The following is an 18,733-nucleotide window of genomic DNA, read 5'->3' on the forward strand; positions in this document are numbered from 1 at the left end:
TGCTTCATTCCTCTGAGCCCGACAGGTCAGGCGGTGGTCAGCGATGAGCGATAAAACGGCAGGATCAGGTCACGTGTCAAGGGCGCCAATTGCAGGCCGCCGTCGCCTGCCGGATCGATCCAGCGTACTTCCTCGATCTCGGCGGCGGGCAACACATCCACGTCGATGCGAACCTGGAACAGCTCGGCTTCCACAATAAAACCCGGCTCGTTGGCAGCTGGCGCCGAGAAGTGGCCGAGATAGACAGCCTCGCTTGGATCAATGCGCAGGTTCAGCTCTTCGTACAACTCACGGGCCAGGGCCTCGGCGGGTTGTTCGCCAGCATCGATCTTGCCGCCCGGTTGCATGAATGCCTGAGTGCCACGCTTGCGCACCAATAAGGTTTGGCCGTCGTTGCCAATCAACAGGGCGGCGGCAATGCGGATGGTCATGGACATGGAATAAACGCCTCAATCTAAAAGGCCGCAAGGATCACATGCACCTGCGCCGCAGGCAATCGAAAGGCCCGCGCTTTTGTCCAACATACATGCACCGCTTCGCCCGCGACCGCCAGCCATACACTCGAAACTCATATTCAATCGGACGCTCTGCACCTGCGCAGCGCCCCATTCGTACGGGTTCTCCCTATGCACATTTCATTGCCTCCCTCCCAAGACCCACAGCTTGACGAACCGGAACAGCCCCCGGCCAACCGCGTGACCCTCGACCCCTTATTGCCAGTGACACTGCCTGTGATACCGCCGGCCAATCAAACGACCGACGAACAGCAGGCACACCTCATCCGCGAACTTGGCAACCTGAATGTCCAGATCGGCGATCTGATGCAAGAGCAGCCGAGCCTTGAGAGCATGTATCAACAGCATTTGGCTGCGGCCTTTCCCGACTTGTCCCATCCCATCGATCCAAACCAGATTTTTTACAACCGTTACCGGGAGGATAGCGAGGGGCGCAAACAACACCTGTCTTCCGACCCCCTGGGCTCGCTGCTGAGCAAATTACGGGCGCCTGGTAGTGAGGACTATCTGACGCAAGAGGCCGGCGCCTTCTATCGGCAAGCCGACACACTGGAGGCGGACAAACGCCTCTCCCTCATTGGTTCGGCAGCAACGCTGACCAGCGTGCTGACAATAGCCTTCACGAAAAACCTGAATGAATTCTGGACAACCCCGTTCAACGACCAGCCCAGCCCAGAGAAGCGATTGGTCGCACTGCGCCGGCAGGCGCTGGCCCATCAATTGGCATTGCACACAGTTGACGGCACATTGTCGGCGGCGGGACGGACGCTGGCAGACAACGTCCTGAAATACCCGACAGCGGTGGCGCGGCAAAAAGCCTTCGCCGCAGGCCGCAGACCCGGCGTGTACCGACTTGCGCTGGAAGACGGCAGTGGGTTTTGCGCAGCATTCATCATGAGCGCCACGGGTCAGACACCGTTCACAGGCAACGTGCTGCTCTACAGCCCCGGCGAAGGGTTTGAGGAATATGACGACCTGGCGCGCTTGAACGAAGCCGTCGCAGCACGTATGGGCAAGGGCGAATCGGCAGGCAAGCTGCTGGTCGATAGCCTGCCGACATCGGCCCGCGCAGAACCAAACGGCTTGCCCGTGCTGGCAGAAAATCCGCCGGTGATTGAGGCAGATGTCGTGGCAACTGGCGTCCACTCGCTTCGGGTCCGGCAATACTTCAATGTTCGCGACGCGTTGCTCAAAGCGACGCTGCCTGCCGAAGGCGAGCTTGATCTGGCTGCGGATTTGACACCGCAGCTGGATATTTGCGCGGCCCTTGCTGTGCGCAATCTGCGCTTGGTAGAACTGCGCGAGCCGCACTGGTTGAGAACAACCAGTGCGCAAGATCAGTCCGAGTACAAGCGACTTGAAACGGCGATGGTTGACAGCAATAGCGAACTCATCCCGCTGCTGGAGAATATTTCCACACAGCCATCCTTCTCTGCCGACGAAACCGAAAAGACACTGAAACTACAAAAACCGGCGTATGCCGATGTGGATATTGCGCACTATAAGAGCCTGGTACATCTGCGCGTGACGTCCTCACTACCCGTCAAGGTAACGGGCTATCGCAACGAAAGAACCGGAACTGTTTTTATCTGCAAAGACCCGAAGATAGACATCCTGCAGTATCTGGATGGCGAAAGTTTGACGAAAGGCTCCTGGAGCACCCACGCCATCGTCGTTTTACAGACCCTGGGAAGCTACGCCCGCCGCAATGTCGAGCCGCTGTCCTTGCATCAGGTACATAGGACTACCATCGCCACGGCAGACATCATCGATACCTCTGGAAAAAAGCATGGCAGGCTCGACAACGCAGACTTGCACGCGCTCGCTCAACAAGCAGACATCGGCAAAAAATATCAGGAGTATCTCAAGACAGCCTTCTCGCAAAGCGGCGAAGGGGCCAACTTTGCCGCCGCCTGGCAACGCGCCAACGCGGCAAAAATGCAAAAAGATGCCCTTGAAAGCCGACTGAACCCCGCCGCCTACAACCTGTTTACATTCAAGATACCCGGCAGCGGCCTGGACTGGATAAAGGTGGTGATAGAACACCCCGACTCGACAGCCCGCCCTCTGGTCGGCAGGTACGATATCGAAGCCAACCTATTGGTTCTGGGCAGTGCGCTGGAAGGGGGCCAGGTCATCAATGGGGTCACGGTCATTCAACGAAAAGGCACCAGGGCCAACGGTGTCAGTGTGCTGTATGCCCCGGACGCTCCAGATGGCATACCCTTCAGGGAGCTGGTCACTGGATTGGCGGAGTTGGACAGCTTGAAGGTAAAACCTGAGTGGCAAGCCTATTTCACCCAGCGGATGGCCACTAACGATACAGAAGAGCTTGCGCAGATTCTCAGCGATACGCGTAGCGTGCATCGTTATACCTTGATCCCCATAACCGGTAACTTTCACGCGTTTCTGTATTCGGCACAACTGGGCTTTCAGCTCGCACATGCGGATTTCCGTTCACGGAGCAACGCCGAGGTTGCACGTGAATCGTCGGTGAATGCCTTTATGTTTGGAGTTGAGGTCGCCGACTTTCTGATGGATCTGCTACCGGGCAAGACTGCGCTGTCGTTTTTGCGTCGGGGAATCATTAAAGGGTTAAATAACGCCAAGAAACTGGGACACCGTATCCCAGGGCTTATCAAGAAAACCAGCTGGGATAACAAAGCCAGCATCGCCATCGGAAAAACCTCAATCAGACCGTTGGAGCCCGCCTGGATCAATGTCGTAGAGTATCGATTGCCGCCCCCCATTGACCCACTATTTGACGTGGAGGCGTTCGCCCAGACGAACAACTTCAAGCTGTCGCGCAAGACAGGCGCGCCGAGCTTTATTGACAACAAGAACAATCAATTTATTGCGATGAGGCATGAAAACGGTCGCTATCACCTGTATCAGTCCTATATGGAGAGCGGCGCGCGTTATGTAAAAGATCCGGCAGGAAACAAAGTGGATTTCATGGTGGTGCCAGGTGACGCGAAAAGCTGGAAGGCACGCTCTGAAAGGACGGCAATTGGTGGCGGCCCTGTAATGAGCGCTCTGGGCCCACGCACCGCGGGACAGCAACTGGATGATGATCTTCTCGCAGTGTTTCACCTTCACTCAACAGAGGCGGAAATGAAGGAGTTGGTAGACCCCCTCAAAGAGCTGGATATATTACAGAAACAACAATTACTGGATAATGCACGACGAAAGCTTGGTGTTAATGAGGCTGAATTTCGCCGCATGCTATCGAGCCCACGGGGTTTAAGCGAACGAACTAAAGTCCAATTGCGTAATACTATATTGAGTCTACGATCCGACGCGGATACTCATTTCCATATCAACCGGTCAACTCGATTTCTAACGCCCTCCCTCTCTGCCCCTGAAAAGGATCAACTTTATAGAAAAATAGTAAGGATCATTGGAAAAAATGATGACTTTTCGAAACAAATCAGAAGTTCAATTCGAATTACAGACCCCGACACGAAAGCGGAGTTTGTAGGCTACGCGATTACAAAGAAACAGGAAAACAACCTTGACAAATTTTCTCTAAAACACAAACTTGAAACCTTCCCCACTGACAGTCTTAATGCTTTTATAACCGAAAAAGGACGCCAGCGCGTTCTTAACAAAATAGCCTCTGATCACAAGATCACACGCGAAGAAGCGTTGGAACTGCTTTTATCAGACCCACAAATTCAAGAATCCTTCAGAAACTTCAAGCGAGATAGATTTAAAGACAATCTCAAAAAATTAGGCATCGAATCATATTCAGAAGATTTTAAAAAATCCGGCATTCCCTATATTGCACTGTCGTATGGCAAACAAACGGGCACGGACTCGGGCATAAAGATGGTTGATAGTGTCACCGTCACAGCATTTGAAAAAAACATTTCTCAGTTTTCAACACCTTTGGAGTTCAGTCCCTCCCGGGCTCAAACACACAAAATTGAAAAGCCATCCTCCTCCCCAGGCGCCCCTGCGGTTTCAGTGCCGACTACCACGCGCGACCCAGTGATCAACATCGTCAAATCAGACGACTTGGCAGATACCCAAGTCCCCCTTCTGCCAGACGGTGCCAGAACTAAACTTGAGGAAATCATTCAGGATATTCAGGCAGGCCGGATCAGTCGAAAAAAAATAGGCAACTTCACCTATGTTGATTTACCGCAAGTAGAGACCGGATCAGGCCGAGGCAAATGGCGGGCAGCTTTTGAGCAAACCGGGAAAGAAGATGGCAAGGATGTCTTCATCCTCAGGGGAATCATTGATTATCACGGCAGCACGCCAAAGGCTTGGGGGATGTGAGCGCTAAACACTGCAGCTAAGGCTGATAGGAGCGAGGGGGAGCCCCCCTAATGCCAGTCAATCAAGCGAAGGTGATGCTCCCCCCGCCCCTCGTTTTTACTCAGCCTCGACCTTTTTCGCCGAAGACCCAAACGACGCAAACCGCTTGTTGAACCCGGCAATCCGCCCCTCGGCCTGGGTCTTGCGCTGCTGGCCGGTATAGATAGGGTGGGAAGCGCTGGACACGTCCAGAGCGAAGTAGGGGTATGTGTTGCCATCCGTGTGTTTATGGGCGCGATCGGTGTCGGCAGTAGAGCCAATCAGGAAAAACACATCAGCGGCCGTGTCATGGAACAGCACGGTGCGGTAATCAGGATGGATACCAGCTTTCATAAAGCCTCCAGGCATTTGGGTGAAGTCGATGCGTTATACAATAACATAATAAGCCACCCAAACGAGAACCAATTGCAATAAGAATAGCGCTCTACGTTATAGCGGTTGCTCCTGCCGAGAGATCGCCCTTAAGCTGGAAGCCTGCGTTAATCGTGAAAACCATAACAAGACACAGGCGCAACCACCTGAAGACCCAGGTCCTGATGAGTCCGAACCCAAGGAATACGTATGAGCTTGTCCTTGCTTAGCCGTTATGCGTTTTTTGTCGTGTGCGTCATTTTCACTCTTGCCAGCCTCCCTTTTATCGAACACGGATGGCTGTGGCCGATCACCCTGGTCACCGGCGTGCTCAGCCTGATCGGTGTGTTCGACCTGCTGCAAAGCCCCCACGCGGTGCGCCGCAACTACCCGATCCTGGGCAACATCCGTTATCTGGTGGAAGGCATTCGCCCGGAAATCCGCCAGTACCTGCTGGAATCCGACAGCGACGCCCTGCCCTTTTCCCGGGCCCAGCGCTCGCTGGTTTACTCCCGGGCCAAGAATCAAAGCGCCGACAAACCTTTCGGCACCCTGATCGATGTGTATCAATCCGGTTTCGAGTTTATCGGCCACTCCATGCGCCCTGCGCCGTTGAGCGATCCGAGCGCCTTTCGGGTGATGGTCGGCGGCCCGCAGTGCAAGCAGCCGTATTCAGCCTCGGTATTCAATATCTCGGCCATGAGCTTCGGCTCCCTGAGCGCCAACGCCATTCGCGCGCTCAACCAGGGCGCCAAGCTGGGCAACTTCGCCCATGACACCGGCGAAGGCAGCATCAGCCCCTATCACCGGGAAAACGGCGGCGACCTGACCTGGGAACTGGGCAGCGGCTATTTCGGTTGCCGTACCAGCGACGGCCGCTTTGACCCGGAACGCTTTGCCGTGCAGGCACAAAACCCGCAAGTGCGAATGATCGAGATCAAGATGAGCCAGGGCGCCAAGCCCGGCCACGGCGGAATCTTGCCCAAGCACAAGGTCACCCGGGAAATCGCCGAGACCCGCGGCATCATGATGGGTGAGGACTGCATTTCGCCGTCACGCCACAGCGCGTTCTCCACTCCCCTGGAGCTGATGCACTTCATCGCCCAACTGCGCGAGCTGTCCGGCGGTAAACCGGTGGGTTTCAAGTTCTGCCTGGGCCACCCATGGGAATTCATGGGTATTGCCAAGGCCATGCTCGAAACCGGCATTCTTCCGGACTTCATCGTGGTAGACGGCAAAGAAGGTGGCACTGGCGCGGCGCCCGTGGAGTTCACCGACCATATAGGCGTGCCCCTGCGTGAAGGCCTGTTGTTCGTGCACAACACCCTGGTGGGCCTGAACCTGCGGGACAAGATCAAGCTGGGTGCCAGCGGCAAGATCGTCAGCGCCTTTGATATCGCCAGCGTCCTGGCTATCGGCGCCGACTGGGCCAACTCGGCACGGGGCTTTATGTTCGCCATTGGTTGCATCCAGTCGCAAAGCTGCCACACCAACAAATGCCCTACCGGCGTCGCCACCCAGGACCCGCTACGCCAACGCGCGCTGGTGGTACCGGACAAGGCCCAGCGGGTGTTCAACTTCCACCGCAATACCCTCAAGGCCCTGGCAGAAATGCTCGCGGCGGCGGGCCTGGATCATCCGTCGCAATTGTCGGCCAAGCACTTGGTGCGGCGCATGTCGGCGACCGAGATCAAACTGTTCTCGCAGTTGCATGTGTTCCTCAAGCCCGGTGAATTGCTCACGGGTGAAGTGAGCGGCGAGTTCTATTCGCGGATGTGGCAGATGGCACGAGCCGACAGTTTTGAGCCCCACGATGCAGTGGCCGCTTAACGATCATCACGGCGCCGCTCAAAGAACTGAACTCATGTTGAAAGTGATTGCCGAAGACCTCATCAAGCCAGAGCACTTGGACGCGGTCTGCTCGACGTACAGAGCGAAAAACGCTGTCGTTCACTTGTCATAATTCAATCATCTGTTCAAGAGCCCGCTGCCATGCTTAACGGACGCGACCCGCGCATCGACTTTTTTCGTGGCCTGGCACTGATCTTCATTTTCTGGGATCACGTGCCTCACAATCCTCTGGGCCAAATCACTTTGCGCAACATCGGCTTCAGCGATGCAGCGGAGGTCTTTGTGTTCCTTGCCGGTTATGCCGCGGTGTTGGCCTACGGCAAGATCCTGTTGCGCGAAGGTTACTGGATCACTTGCGTGAAAATCCTGCGGCGCGCCTGGGTGCTGTATGTGGTGCATATCTTTTTGTTGGCGATGCTGATGGGCATCGTGTTTTTCGCCAACAGCCATGTAGAAACCCGTGACCTGGTCCAGGAGATGGGCCTTACGCATTTTATCAGCAACCCCCAACAGGCACTCACGGATGAACTGCTGTTGCGCTTCAAGCCGAACCTGATGGACCCATTGCCGCTGTATATCGTGTTGTTGGCGGGATTACCCCTGGTGCTGCCATTGCTGATCCGCAAGGCCGAAGCCGTGGTGGCTGTGTCGCTGGCGGTTTACCTGCTGGCGCCCTGGATGGGCTGGAACCTCGCGGCGATCGGCGACGGGGTGTGGTACTTCAACCCGGTCACCTGGCAACTGTTATTTGTACTGGGCGGCGCGGCGGCGATTCATGGGCAGCGCCCCCGGCCCCTCGAAAACCGTCCGCTACTGCGCCAGCCAATGTTTATCGCAGCCGCCATTTACCTCGTAACCACCGCCCTCATCACCCTCTCCTGGCGCTGGCCACAGGTCCACGATGCGCTGATGCCCAACCGGCTCAAACACTGGCTGTAACCCATCAGCAAGACCGACCTGTCACCCGTACGCCTGTTGCATTTCCTGGCGCTGGCGTACGTCACGGCCAAGCTGTTGCCCACCGTGGGCTGGACCCGACACTGGTTGGCCCAGCAGACCTGCCGGATGGGTCGCTATTCCCTGGAGATATTCTGCCTGGGGGTGCTGCTGGCACCGTTGGCGGACATGCTCAATGCCCTCGCGGGCGATGCGCTGGCAATGCAGTTGAGCAGCGCTCTGCTTGGCCTCGCCCTGATGGTGGCACTCGCCGCCTGGCTGGACCTGAACAAGCGCCTGAACCAACGGCATGCCCGCCCACTCAGCCAGGCCCTGCCAACATAGTCAGTGCTTGGGATAAGCGCCTCCATTTACCTTCCACTCAAGACAGTGGCTGCGCAAATGGTCCTTTGAGCAAACGGCCCGCTGTCGACAGCGGGCCGTTTTTTGCGCTTAAACCGAACGCATCTCTGGTGCAGCGGCATTGCGCGGCTGCAACTTCAAGGCGTAGTACAGCACCGTCAATAGCACCAGGAACCCAGGGCCGATATACAGTGCCACACGGGTGTCGGGAAACCAGGCCATCAAGCCCACCACCAGCACCAGGAAGGCCAGCGCCAGGTAGGAACTGACCGGGTACAGCCACATCCGGTATTTCAAGGCCTTCTGTTCGGCAGGGCTCAAGCTTTTACGGAACTTGAGCTGTGCCAGCAGGATCATCAGCCAGGTCCAGATTGCGCCGAAAGTGGCAATCGAGGTCACCCAGACAAAGACCTTTTCCGGCACCAGATAGTTAAGCAACACACCCAGCAGCAGGGCGAAAATCGACAACAACAGTGCCCGTCGTGGCACGCCGTTGCTGGAGGTCTTGCCGAACTGCGCGGGTGCCTGGCCATTCTGCGCCAGGCTGTAGAGCATGCGCCCAGTGCTGAAGATGCCACCGTTGCACGATGACAACGCCGCAGTAATCACCACGAAGTTGATGATACCGGCCGCCGTCTTGATACCCAGGCGCTCAAACGTCATGACAAACGGGCTGCCCTGGGTGCCGATTTCGTTCCACGGGTAGATCGACAGAATCACGAACAGGGCACCGACATAGAACAGCAAGATCCGCCAGAACACCGAGCCGATGGCACTGGGAATGGTCTTCTGCGGGTTGCGAGCTTCACCGGCGGTAAGGCCGATCATCTCCACACCCAGATAGGCGAACATCACCATTTGCAGCGACATCAACACGCCTGTCATACCGTTGGGCATGAAGCCGCCATGGGCCCACAGGTTGGAGATCCCCAAGGCGACGCCGTCATTGCCGAAACCGAACGCAATGATGCCGATCCCTCCCACGACCATCGCAATAATGGTCACGATCTTGATCAGGGCAAACCAGAACTCGAACTCACCAAAGGCCTTGACCGCTATCAGGTTGATGCTGCCCATGCTGACCAGCGCCGCCAGGGCCCAGATCCAGCGTGGTACATCAGGGAACCAGACGCCCATGTACACCGCCACGGCAGTGATTTCCGCGACGCAGGTCACCAACCACAGGAACCAGTAGTTCCAGCCAGTCAGGAACCCCGCCAGCGGGCCAAGGTAGTCTTGCGCATAGCGGCTGAACGAACCGGCGACCGGGTTATGCACCGCCATCTCGCCCAGGGCGCGCATGATCACCAGGATCGCCAGGCCGCCCAGGATGTACGACAGCATGATGGCCGGGCCGGCCATTTCAATGGCCTTGGCCGAGCCGAGAAACAAGCCGACGCCGATACAGGCGCCCAGGGCCATCAGCCGAATGTGGCGCTCGCCGAGTTCGCGTTTGAGCGGGCCGCCTTCAGGGGGCAGTGGATTGCCGACAGGCATAGGAATACAACCTCATTTTGTTATTGGGTATGACCACCGAGTGTCGAAGCCTTGGCTTGCCGAAACCGCGCCGGCTTCGTGGGCAGGCGCGTCATTAAGATCAGCGGGGCGTGCAGTATAAAAAGCCAACGGTAGGGTTTTTCACTCTATCAATCACAATATTCAGCGAGAACTCCCGGCAGAGACTGGTTGTGCAGAGACGGTGTTCGTCTGCGACCATCCCCTTCCTTCGTTCCCATAGGGCAAAAAAGGCGGCGAGTATTGCACAGCCGTGGTGCAGCGTCATGCCTGCACCCTGCCCGGCTACGAACGCTGATTGCAGCCGAACGGCTTGCACATGAGGCGAACCCACAGATTTTTTTCCCACAGGCCTGCCACCGTCTAAGCTTCAGACAAGTGCGATCAATCTGCGTGAATGGATCAGTCGACTATGGGCGCTCTGCGGCAAACCGACTCGAGCAAGGCTGCGATCCATACGGACGATCCGGCTCCTTTGCCGCAAGATTCTTCCACACGCCGTTACTGGCGACGACTGTTCTGGCTACTTGTGTTGATGGCCCTCATGGCCTTCGGGTATGCGCTGTCGCGGGAGATGGACACCTCCAAATGGCAGGCCCGCCAACTCAGCAGCCTGGCAGCCGATCTCGACTATCACTTGGCCCCAGGTGCCAGTACCGCTGTGGTGTATCCCGGCGCCGGTCCCTTCGACAAACGCCTGGGCTACAGCGACCTTGATGAGTTCCTGCCACGGCTGCTCAAACGCAATTATGTGATCGCCGCGCAGGCGCGCTTTTCCGATGACTTGATGGACTATGCGCGCAAAGGCCTGTTCGTGCCCTACACCGAAAAAATCCAGGCAGGCCTGTCGATCACCGATTGCCGTGCCATGCCCCTGTATCAATTCAACTACCCGCAGCAGCTCTACAGTGAATTCGCCGCCATCCCGCCCCTGGTGGTGCACAGTTTGTTATTCATCGAAAACCGCGACCTGCTGGACATCCATCGCCCGCGGGCCAACCCGGCGGTCGACTGGCCGCGATTTGCCATGGCCGCGTGGTCGCAAGTCGCCAGGCGCCTGCACCTGCCCGGCCAAAGTGCAGGGGGCAGCACCCTGGCGACCCAGTTGGAAAAATACCGCCACTCGCCGGATGGCCTGACGCAAAGCGGTGGTGAAAAAATCCGCCAGATGCTCTCCGCCAGCGTGCGTGCCTACGCCGGCGGCCCCGATACCTTGGCGGCCCGGCAAGCCATCGTGCGCGACTACCTCAACAGCGTGCCGCTGTCGGCCGTGCCCGGTCACGGTGAAGTCCACGGCCTGGCCGAAGGGTTGCGGGTGTGGTACGGCGCCGACTTCGTGCAGGTCAACCAAGCCTTGACTCAGCCTGCCCAAGACCCGCACAGCCTGGCGCAACAGGGCCTGGCGTTGCGTCAGGTGCTGTCGCTGATCATCGCCCAGCGCCGGCCTTCTTATTACCTGACCAACGGGCGCGACGAGCTGGCGCAACTGACCGCCAGCCACCTGCGGCTGCTGGCGCAGAACGGCGTGCTGGAACCGGCACTGTTGACCGCAGCCTTGGCGAGCCAGGTCAGCTACCGCGATTGGCAACGGCAGCCGACGATCAAGATGATCGATACCAATAAGGGCATCAGTGTCGCCCGCAGTCGGCTGGCCGCGCTGCTCAATCGCCCGTTGTACGACCTTGATCGCCTGGACCTATCGGCCACCAGCACCTTGCAGGGTGAGCTGCAGCAACAGGTCAGCGCCTACCTCAAGCAATTGGCCGACCCTAGCTTCGCGGCCCAGGTCGGCCTGCTCGGCGAACGCTTGCTCACGCCCGCCACCACCGCGCAAGTGCGCTACAGCTTTACCTTGTTCGAGCGCAGTGACGACGGTTCCCGGGTGCGAGTGCAAACCGACAACACCGACCAGCCATTCGACATCAACGAAGGCAGCAAACTGGAACTGGGCTCGACCGCCAAGCTGCGCGTACTCACCACCTACCTGCAAATCGTCGCCGAACTGCATGAACGTTACGCGGCGTTGCCCACGAAGGCATTGAAACAGGTCGAAGTGGCCGAGCAGGACCGCCTCAGTCGCTGGGCGGTGGATTACCTGCTACGCACGTCGGACAAGCAACTGCCCGCGATGCTCGACGCTGCCCTCGACCGTACCTATTCGGCAAGCCCGGGCGAAAGCTTTTTCACCGGTGGCGGCGTGCACCGCTTCCATAACTTTCGCCCCCAGGACAACGGCCGCAACCCGACCTTGCGTGATGCGCTACGTGAGTCCATCAACCTGCCGTTCATTCGCCTGATGCGCGACGTGGTGCGTTACAGCACCTACGCTGGCCCCAACAACAGCGCACAACTGCTCAAAGACGACCACGACCCGCGCCGCCAGGAATACCTGGCCCGGTTCGCCGACCGCGAGGGCACCGCCTTCCTGCTCAAGTTCTGGAAAAAGTACCGCAACAAAGACACCCAGGCACGCCTCGAAACCTTCCTCGACAGCCTGCGCCCGACGCCCATCCGCTTGGCAGCTGTACACCGCTACCTGCTGCCGGATGCCAATCAGGAAACCTTCAACCGGTTCGTGCGCTCACACCTGATCAGCGCCAAAAGCCAGGAAAAGCTCAACGATACGCGCCTGCAAAAGCTCTACGCCAGCTACGGCCCCGGCGCCTACGACTTGCCCGACCAAGGCTATATCGCCAAGGTCCACCCGCTGGATCTGTGGCTGCTCGGCTACTTGCTCAACCACCCTGAGGCGACCTTCAGCCAGATCGTCAAGGCCAGCGAATTCGAACGCCAGGAAGTGTATGGCTGGCTGTTCAAAAGCCGTCACGCAAGCGCCAGGAACAGCCGCATTCGGACCATGCTGGAGATCGAAGCGTTCCTGGATATCCATCAGCGCTGGCAAGCAGTGGGCTACCCGTTCGATCATTTAGTGCCGTCGCTGGCCACCGCTATCGGCAGTTCCGGCGACCGCCCTGCGGCCCTGGCCGAGTTGATGGGGATCATCCTCAACGACGGCGTGCGGTTACCGGCACTGCGTATCGACAGCCTGCATTTCGCTGCAGGTACGCCCTACGACACACGCCTGGTCAACGCCCCGAATCAAGGCGAGCGCGTGATGCCCATTGAGGTGGCGCACGCCCTGCGCGGGGCCCTGTCACAAGTGGTAGATGCCGGCACCGCCAAACGCGTCGCCGGCAGCTTCAAGCGGGGCGACGGTACGCCCCTGGCAATGGGCGGCAAGACCGGCACCGGCGACAACCGCATCGAAGCCATCGGCGCCGGTGGGCGCGTGCTCAGCTCCCGGTCGATCAACCGCACCGCCACCTTTGTGTTCTACCTGGGCGAACGCCATTTCGGCACATTGACGGCCTTCGTGCCAGGCAGTTTGGCGCAGCAATTCCGTTTTACTTCCGCGCTGCCGGTGCAGGTGCTCAAGGGCATGGCGCCGATTCTCAACCCTTACTTGCTTACGACACTTTGTGGGGCGCCGCCTGGCCATTAAAAAAAAGGTATTAGTTATATAAATCGTGCATTTGAATAATCAAAGCCAATCACTAATTAATGCTTGAAAGTGCACACACTTTGAACGTTTCACTCAATACGTTCGGCGTTAGGCTAATGGTTTAAACCCACCATCAAGGCCACACGCATGCCTGAACCAACGAATACTCCAACGCTTCGCGTACTTAGAATAGTTAGCGCATTGACACCAACGCCAAGTGTTGAAAAAGGCCCCCACTACGCGTTGATCCAACAGGTCGCGCCGCAATGGTTGACCTCCACCGCCGTACCGCGAATACACGCGCTGCACGCCGCCGGCCTGAACAAAGCGCCCTGGTACGACAGCGCCGATACCTCCGGGCACCAGGCCCTCAAAGCCGCCAACGCCGAAGGCTGGCGTACCCAGAATGCCGTAGATCAGAAACTGAGCGACTTGCAAGACGCCTATGCCTTCGCCGAACCGCTGCTCAAAAACGCCATTCTCGACAAGTACGATCTGGACCTGGACGTCAAGACCACCTTCCTGCATCTTTACATCCCAAAAAAACTGCCGTGGTACGCGGTTGATTTTTCCAACGGTGTCACCAGCCGTATTGTTTCGTTACTCGACGCGGCATTGCATAACTTCGCCGATAGCGAAACATTCGAAAAAGATTCAAGTTATATCAGCAAGCCCGATTATCGTGGGCACTCTATTATTTTGCATCACAATCACAAAATGCCCATCGAAGCATTTAAATCGCTGTGCCGGGAACTGGACTTGGGCACACTTTATCAGCAACACCTGAACAACTACTTGCTGCCCGACAATGTCGTCGCGACTACCGTGCTGCAAACCCAAGTCATCGCCAGCCAAAAGGCCGCTCTCAAAGCCGCAGCGCATATGGCACGGCTGAAAACCGACGCGCAGGGCTACTACGACCTGAGTGATAGCGGCCACCGCGCGCTGATGCGCATTTTGGATGGAGACCCCGGTAGATTGCAGTTCTACCAAATAAGCCTGCTGGAAGCGCCGCTCACCGGGGTTCTGTTGATTGCCGCCGATTTGGAGAAAACGACCCGCGTGTCGAGGCTGATCGCCTATATCCCCCACGACCCGGAAAGCCCGGTCAAGGAATATGCCTCGCCCCAGGACTTCATGCGCGACTTGATCCGCAAACTGCAAACCAACGCCGTGCTGCAGTCCAGCCAACAGGTGCCCAAACAAACCTACCGCCAGTTTTTCAGCCAATTTGTTGGTCACGACAAACGTGGCTATTTTTTCGCCGGGTTGGAGCAGCGCTTGTGCAAAGTAAAATGGCGCAAAAAAGACCCTCTCGACCCGGGCCCGACCTGGCTAGAAGTCGCCGTGGACAACCCCGACCTCAAAATGAGCGCGCAGAAAATCCACGGCGACCTATGGAAGCAGCGCTACCAGGCATCCTTGAACAAGATACTCAATGACGCCCGCACCATCGCCGTGCCCACCGCCGATGCCGACAGCAATACGCGCTGGGCCTGGTGGGCCAACTTCACGAAAATACTTTCCGACATATTGAACATCGCTCTGATGGTCGCCGCGCCCTTCGTGCCGGGCCTGGGAGAATTGATGCTGGCCTATACCGCCTATCAGTTGGCCAGCGATCTCATCGAAGGTATTGTTGACCTGACACAGGGCCAATTCGAAGAAGCCGCCGAGCACATTGTCGGTGTAGTCACCGATGTGGTGCAGCTGTTGGCCATGGTCGGTGGTGGGGTCCTGGCCAACCAAGTGATATTCAAGGCCTCACCGTTCGTCAACGGCATGCGCGCGGTCACGGTCAATGACAAGCCACGCTTGTGGAGCCCGGACCTGAGCCCTTACGTCGACCGGAATCTGCGCTTGCCCGAGGGCTCCAAACCAGACGAACTAGGGTTGCATGCCCATGAACAAAAGAAGGTGTTGCCCCTGGAAGACCAGCACTATGTGCTGAACCACGATGCCCAAAGCGACACCTACCGGATCAAGCATCCTACCCGCCCGCAAGCGTATTCGCCCGTGGTGGAACACAATGGCAAAGGCGCCTGGGTGCACGAAGGCGAAGACCCCTGGAGCTGGCAGGACGACAAGCTGCGCAGCCGTCTGGGGCACTCCACCCAGGGGCTGACACCTGAGCAAGTGGAACAGGCCGGCATCCTCAGCGGTACCCGGCCAAACGCATTGCGCAAAATGTACATCGACCTTGAGCCGCCACCACCGCTGCTGGCCGACAGCCTCAAACGCCAGCAGCTTTACGACAAAGCCACGAGCCTGTCGGAGAAAATCCGCGCAGGCCAGCCTGCGGATGAATCGTTCCACTGGTCGGCGCAATTGAGCAGTGAATTTGAAAACTGGCCATCGGATAAAGCCATCCAGGTGTTCGACAATGTCGAGCTGGCAGGCCCCCCCCTGACGTATGGCGCCCAGGACGCCGACGCGGCCCACAGCCTGAAGATCAGCCAGCAAGATCTGGACAACGGTAAGCTGCCCGAGCAGCTCACGACGTTCTTGACCGAGCCCGAGCTGCAAGCCCTGCTGCCCGAGCCATTGCCACCGACCCAGGCAGCCCGCACCAGTGCCTTGCGTGCTCAACTGGCCGATGAGCTGGCCGGGCAGAAAACCGCGATCTTCAACCACCTCTACAGCACCAGCGAAGTGTTGGACAGCGCCCCCGCCAAACTGCTGAAAAAGCACTTCCCGCAACTGCCGGCTGAACTGGTGGAAAAACTGATGCTGCGCACCTCGCCCGGCGAAGTGGCGATCATGGCCAACGAACAGCGCATCCCGCTGCGCCTGAAAAACCTGGCAACCGCGCTGGAAAACGAAACCATTGCCAGCCATGCCTTCGAGGGTTTCTACAATGATGACCTGATCACCGCGGACACCGAGCGCATGGCGCTGAACCTCTTGCGTCAGCAGACTGACACCTTCAACGACCTGAGCATCAGCGTGCATGATCACTCGCCAAGCGGCAAATTGCGCTGCCAGGCCGGGCCCACCGACGCTGGCACGCAAAAGATCCTGCTGCGTAAAACCAATGGTCGTTATGCGATTCACGACCCGACAAGCAAGGCGCCAGCGACGCAATACGACTTTTTCGAAGCCCTGCTGCGTGTGGTGCCGCAGACCTCCGAGGGCTATGTACCCGGCCAGGGACGCGCGTTCAAATTATGGCTCAAAGACCAACTGGTCGAGCCTGCCGTACGGCGTACCGTGATCGAAGAGCCAACCCTGCGCCAAACCGATGAGCGCATCACCCAGACCCTGCTGCAACGGCCGATGCTGGGTGCGTTTCGCGACCTGTTTCGCAGCCAGCCTCCCGCCTTGCATGAGCGTGTCAGCGCGGTGTTTCCGAGCATGACCGAGGCGCGCGCGCAGGAGTTTGTGCAAAAGCTCAATGCCTTGGACAACGGGCCGGCCATTCTCAGTGGCCTGGAAGCCGAAAGAAAAACCCTGCTGCAAGACCTCAGTGACTGGAAAAAAAAGCCCACGTTCGGCCAACGCTACAGCATGCTTGCGGCGAACGAACAACTGATGCGTGATCGCATCATCGACGAATTGAAACTGTGCTGGGAAAACCGTTCACGGGGCGAACTCTCGGCTGACGGCCTGGCGCCGCCGGGCACCAAGCTTGATTTGAGCGAACTGGTGCTGGGCCGCTACATGCGCAGCATGGGCCGCTTGCGCAGCAACTTTGACCATGTCACTACTTTGGTAGTCGATAACACACGCCTTACTCACAGGGACTTAGGTTTTCTCGAAAACTTTCCCAACCTGCGGGCGCTGGACCTGAGCGACAACGAGATCGACAGAGTACCCAAGGAGCTGGTGACCCTGCCGCGCCTGACCAAGCTGGACATAAGTGCCAATCCCATCCCCTGGGATAGCGAAGACTTCGAGGTTCTGTACCGATGCAAAGGCCTGGAAAGCCTGAACCTGCAGGACCACGCAGAGCTGCGGGTAGCGCCGGACGTGCGGCGTATGCCCCATCTTCAGCAAATGGTGCTGCGCAGAACCAGTATCAACCAATGGCCGGAGGGGATCGAACTGCCGCGTGAAAGCGACCTGGAACTGGACCTTCTCGACACGCAGATAAAAACCATTCCAGAGTACCTGCCAGACTCGCCCGGCGCGCGGGTAGTCGGGCGCAGCTGGCTGGACAGAACCCAACTCGACGCCGCCGATGGGGTGCGCTTTGCCGACTACCGCCGGGCCTCGGGTATAGACCCTGATCGCGTGATCCCGCCGGGCAATCCCGACGATCTCCAGTTCTGGCTGACGGGGCTTAGCCCCGAGACCAGCAGCGGTGCGCAAGCCATCTGGGACGATCTTGAGCACGAGCGCGACTCCGAAGGTTTTTTCAACGTGCTCAAAATGCTCCGCCCGCCCGAATTGGTACAAACCGCGGCCGACAGGCAACTCTATGACCTGGGGGCCGAAGACCTGAGGCGCCGGGTATGGGACATGCTGGTTGCGATGGACCGCGACACGGAGTTGCGCCAGCAACTGTTCATCAATGCCAGCGCGCCCGCCAACTGCCCCGATGCCGGCGCGAATATTTTCAATTCGATGGGGGTAAAGGTCATGTTGGCCGATATCTTCGCCGACACTAGCGCTGTCGGGCTGGCGGTACGCGAAGGCAAACTGGTCAGTCTGGCCAAGCAAAAGTGGCGCTTGGACACACTCAACAAGCACATCTCGGCGGAGGTCAAGCGCCGGCTTGAGCTCATCGCGAAAGGCGAAGGCCAGCAATTTGGCGAGGGAGGTGTCGATGAGACAGAGGTCTACCTTGGCTATCAAACCGCGCTCAAGACACGTCTTGATCTGCCCTGGATGTCCGAGCATATGGTCTATCGCGACACGGCGCAGGTCACCCAGGCGCAGCTGGACAGCGCCTACCGCGAAGTCATCAAGGCCGAGGCAAACAACGGACTGGTGGACGGCATGCTTAAAGAGATCGAGTTCTGGCGTCCCTACTTGGAAGACACCTACCGCAGCCAGCTTCAGGCCGCACACAGCGCACGCGAAACCGCCGGCAGCGAACTCGAGGACGTGTTTGAAGCGCACCAGGAGTGGGTCGCCGACGATACGTCGCCTGAACGCAAGGAGCAACTGCGCACACAAATGACCGCACAGGTCGAGCACCTGAACCACCTGGGGGCGGCGATCTCCGCCGACACGGTGCTGGTTGACCAACCGATGTCGGACGCAACGCGTAAAGTTCTGTATGACGCCGTCGAGCAATCCTACCAAGAATTGCAGCGCAACCTGACGCGTCAGGCAATGACAAACGCAGGCCTGTAAAAAGCGCCACGGCGGGCTAATGCCGATCAGTTAAGCGAACGCAATTGATCATGCCGGGGCTCGGGAGGGCCGT

The 18,733-nt window shown here is 58.1% G+C and carries 7 protein-coding genes and 1 pseudogene; 5 read left to right on the forward strand and 3 right to left on the reverse strand.

Features of this window, described 5'->3' with window-relative positions:
• Nucleotides 1-26: 26 nt before the first annotated feature.
• Nucleotides 27-437, reverse strand: a complete 411-nt coding sequence (locus tag GIR22_RS06805; protein WP_154742574.1) for an NUDIX hydrolase — start codon at nt 435-437, stop codon at nt 27-29.
• A gap of 189 nt (nt 438-626) precedes the next feature.
• Between GIR22_RS06805 and GIR22_RS06810 the strand changes: the two genes are divergently transcribed.
• Nucleotides 627-4,802, forward strand: coding sequence for a dermonecrotic toxin domain-containing protein (locus tag GIR22_RS06810; protein ID WP_154742575.1), 4,176 nt, complete (start codon nt 627-629; stop codon nt 4,800-4,802).
• 96 nt (nt 4,803-4,898) lie between these two features.
• Here the strand turns inward: GIR22_RS06810 and GIR22_RS06815 are convergent, their stop codons facing one another.
• Entirely contained in the window at nt 4,899-5,174 is a 276-nt protein-coding gene (locus tag GIR22_RS06815; RefSeq protein ID WP_154742576.1) for a type B 50S ribosomal protein L31, read from the reverse strand.
• Nucleotides 5,175-5,402: 228 nt separating this feature from the next.
• Here GIR22_RS06815 and GIR22_RS06820 point away from each other — a divergent pair, with 228 nt between their 5' ends.
• Both GIR22_RS06820 and GIR22_RS06825 read left to right on the forward strand, forming a co-directional pair.
• Complete coding sequence (locus GIR22_RS06820) at nt 5,403-7,022, forward strand: FMN-binding glutamate synthase family protein (RefSeq protein ID WP_154742577.1); 1,620 nt, start codon at nt 5,403-5,405, stop codon at nt 7,020-7,022.
• Between the two features lie 162 nt (nt 7,023-7,184).
• Nucleotides 7,185-8,324 (forward strand): annotated as a pseudogene (locus GIR22_RS06825) (OpgC family protein).
• Between the two features lie 108 nt (nt 8,325-8,432).
• On the opposite strand, the gene GIR22_RS06830 reads toward GIR22_RS06825, so the two are convergent.
• On the reverse strand, nt 8,433-9,839 hold the full coding sequence (locus GIR22_RS06830; RefSeq protein WP_154742578.1) for an amino acid permease: 1,407 nt from the start codon (nt 9,837-9,839) through the stop codon (nt 8,433-8,435).
• A gap of 430 nt (nt 9,840-10,269) precedes the next feature.
• Here GIR22_RS06830 and GIR22_RS06835 point away from each other — a divergent pair, with 430 nt between their 5' ends.
• Together GIR22_RS06835 and GIR22_RS06840 are read left to right on the forward strand one after the other, a co-directional pair.
• A complete protein-coding gene (locus GIR22_RS06835) occupies nt 10,270-13,359 on the forward strand; it encodes a transglycosylase domain-containing protein (protein WP_154742579.1) in 3,090 nt (1,029 codons plus the stop codon).
• Nucleotides 13,360-13,560: 201 nt separating this feature from the next.
• Entirely contained in the window at nt 13,561-18,660 is a 5,100-nt protein-coding gene (locus GIR22_RS06840) for an NEL-type E3 ubiquitin ligase domain-containing protein (protein ID WP_178122134.1), read from the forward strand.
• Nucleotides 18,661-18,733 lie beyond the last annotated feature (73 nt).

Source organism: Pseudomonas karstica, from assembly GCF_009707515.1.
Taxonomy (GTDB): Bacteria; Pseudomonadota; Gammaproteobacteria; order Pseudomonadales; family Pseudomonadaceae; genus Aquipseudomonas; species Aquipseudomonas karstica.

Coding starts and splice junctions, on each gene's coding strand:
- GIR22_RS06815 (WP_154742576.1), bottom strand. CDS start 5,174: ATGAAAGCTGGTATCCATCCTGATTACCGCACCGTGCTGTTCCATGAC.
- GIR22_RS06830 (WP_154742578.1), bottom strand. CDS start 9,839: ATGCCTGTCGGCAATCCACTGCCCCCTGAAGGCGGCCCGCTCAAACGC.
- GIR22_RS06820 (WP_154742577.1), top strand. CDS start 5,403: ATGAGCTTGTCCTTGCTTAGCCGTTATGCGTTTTTTGTCGTGTGCGTC.
- GIR22_RS06810 (WP_154742575.1), top strand. CDS start 627: ATGCACATTTCATTGCCTCCCTCCCAAGACCCACAGCTTGACGAACCG.
- GIR22_RS06835 (WP_154742579.1), top strand. CDS start 10,270: ATGGGCGCTCTGCGGCAAACCGACTCGAGCAAGGCTGCGATCCATACG.
- GIR22_RS06805 (WP_154742574.1), bottom strand. CDS start 437: ATGTCCATGACCATCCGCATTGCCGCCGCCCTGTTGATTGGCAACGAC.